Genomic DNA, 1,576 nt, shown 5'->3' on the forward strand with positions numbered 1-1,576 from the left:
CCCCTGCACGGGGTCGCAGGCGACCTGATGCTGCGCGCCATCCAGCGGGCCGGCTTCGCCGCGCCGCACGTGGTCGTGGCGCAGGGCACGCCCGACCCGGACTTCCCGACGGTCGCGTTCCCCAACCCGGAAGAACCCGGCGCGCTCGACCTGGCGCTCGCCCAGGCCAGGGAGCTCGGCGCGGACCTGGTGCTGGCCAGCGACCCGGACGGGGACCGCCTGGCGGTCGCGGTGCCGACGGCGACTTCTGAGGCTCCTGAGGCTTCCGAGCCGGCGTCGGCGCCGGATTCCGGCGGGTGGCGGCAGCTGACCGGTGATCAGCTCGGCGCGCTGCTCGGCGCGTTCCTGCTCGGCGACCAGGCAGGCCCAGGGGAGTTCGCCGCCACCACGATCGTGTCCTCGACACTGCTGTCCAAGGTCGCCGCCGCGGCCGGCGCCCGCTACGCGGAGACGCTGACAGGGTTCAAGTGGATCGCGCGGGCGGCCGACGGTCAGCCAGGAGCGCGGTTCGCGTTCGGCTACGAGGAGGCGCTCGGCTATCAGGTCGGGCAGGCCGTCCGCGACAAGGACGGCATCGGCGCGGCGCTGGCCGTGCTGCGCCTCGCCGCCACCGCGAGACAAGACGGCGGGACCCTCACCGCCGCCTACGACGACCTGGAGCGGGCGCACGGCGTGCACCTGACCGGGCAGCTGGCGCCCCGGATCGACGACCCGGAGGACGTGATGCGCCGGATCAGGGCCGCTCCCCCTGCGGATCTCGGCGGCGCCGCGGTGGAAACGGTCACCGACTTCGCGGCCGCGGACAACGGCACTGGCCTGCCGCCGTCTGACGTGCTCCGCTTCGCACTCGCCGGCGGCAGCCGGGTCGTCATCCGCCCCAGCGGCACCGAGCCCAAGATCAAGGCCTACCTGGAGGTGACCGAGCCGCCTGGCGACGATCTGAGCACCGCCCGGGCGGCCGCGCAAACCCGCATGGCGCCGCTGCGCGCGGCGGTCACCGCGCTGCTGGGCCCGTAACCAGGCTGTTAACGGGGTAGCCTCCCCGGGCAGCGGGTCCGTAGGATGCGGAAGAGTGGCGCAGCCCTGGTGGAAACCTGTCTGGTCGGTCCCCGCAGCCCTTCGTGCCGTGCGGGCCACCGTCGTCGTGCCGTCGTTGTTCGCGCTGACCGACAAGGTCATCGGCGATCCGCAGATGGCGCTGTTCGCCACGTTCGGCGGCTTCGCGACGCTGGTCATCGCCGGGTTCGGCGGCACGAGAAAAGACAAGCTCATCGCGCACACCGGCCTCGCGATCACCGGGAGCCTAGCGCTGATCATCGGCACGCTGGTCAGCGGCACCACCTGGCTCGCCGTGGTCGTCACGGTACCGGTGGCGTTCGCGATCTTCTTCGCCGGGATCGCGGGCCCGAACGCCGCCTCCGGCTCCACGGCCGCCATGTTCGCGTATGTGCTGCCGGTGGTCTCCGCCGGGGACGCGTCGATGATCCCGAGCCGGCTCGCCGGCTGGTGGCTGGCCTCGGCGGCCGGCACGATCGCGGTGCTGCTGCTGTCTCCCCGGCCGCCGGGCGACCGGCTG

General features: G+C 73.5%; 1 protein-coding gene and 1 pseudogene. Both read left to right on the plus strand.

The features are described from left to right. A pseudogene (locus tag WA805_RS18245) lies at nucleotides 1–1,017 on the plus strand (phospho-sugar mutase); the annotation flags it as partial. 109 nt (nucleotides 1,018–1,126) lie between these two features. Then, nucleotides 1,127–1,576: hypothetical protein (locus WA805_RS18250; RefSeq protein WP_425242929.1), on the plus strand; the 450-nt coding region annotated here is incomplete at its 3' end.

Source organism: Trebonia sp. (genome assembly GCF_049794275.1).
GTDB lineage: Bacteria > Actinomycetota > Actinomycetes > Streptosporangiales > Streptosporangiaceae > Trebonia.